This window comes from Bariatricus sp. HCP28S3_D3, assembly GCF_052065755.1.
Taxonomy (GTDB): Bacteria; Bacillota; Clostridia; order Lachnospirales; family Lachnospiraceae; genus Allocoprococcus.
Map to the genome: position 1 here is coordinate 1 of NZ_JBQHTK010000091.1, position 818 is coordinate 818.

The window sequence follows — 818 nt, forward strand, 5'->3', positions numbered from 1 at the left end:
CTATAGCGGTATCAGGCAGGACCCTGGTAGCACCTTTATCAGAGCGTTCCTTTGGCATCAGGGCATCGATCCCGCCTGTCTGGTAGAGGGATACCCATTTGCTGATGGTCTTGGGGCTGTACTGAAAAATGGATCCATCCGGCAGGGTCAATGGTTTTTCTGTGATGCGGCGGTAATAAGCGTTCCTGGAAGCATCCGGAAAAAGGCCGTGGATCACAGGTGCGATCAGGGCGAGCCGGAACTGGGCGATTTTTGCGGCGTTAGAGAGTTGTTGTTTTTGATTTTCCATTAAGAAAGAACCTCCTTTGTGTTTTTTACCATTGTAGAAAACAGGAATGGAGGATGCCATCCCCATGGCGTGTGGCCGTGAAAAAACAGGGGGACAGCAATGGTGGCACGGTCTGGGAGGTGCCGTATTTTACAGTTTATCCAGAGGGATTACGGTGGGACTGTAGGAAGGAATACGCAGTCTGCTTTGTAAAGTCCATGGCGAAAGAGGAATAATCCGGTTTGATGGCAAGCATCAGCAGGAAATCCATTCCAGAGGTTTCAGAGTCCTCCAGGATGCCGAGCCATTCCCGCTTATGCTGCTGAAAGAGCTGCTTCCATTTATACAACTGGTTTCGGGTAATGCAGAAACGTTCACAGAGGCGCTCCAGGGAAGAAATGTGCAGGAAGGCTTCTGCCAGGACACGAAGGATAAAGAAAAGGCTATAGCTGGAATAAGGGATGATCAGGTCCGGGAGGACCGCATGGGTATGTCCACAGCTTTGGCAGGCCAGACGAAGGACAGTCACTTCTGTAGTGACGGGTACCCC

2 protein-coding genes are annotated in these 818 nt (G+C 51.0%); both read right to left on the reverse strand.

The window, feature by feature from the left end:
* The coding region (locus ACTNB3_RS17830; RefSeq protein WP_441027299.1) for a helix-turn-helix domain-containing protein at positions 1 to 289 on the reverse strand (289 nt) is incomplete at its 3' end.
* Positions 290 to 425: 136 nt separating this feature from the next.
* A partial coding sequence (locus ACTNB3_RS17835; protein ID WP_441027301.1) for a DUF6431 domain-containing protein occupies positions 426 to 818 on the reverse strand: 393 nt, incomplete at its 5' end.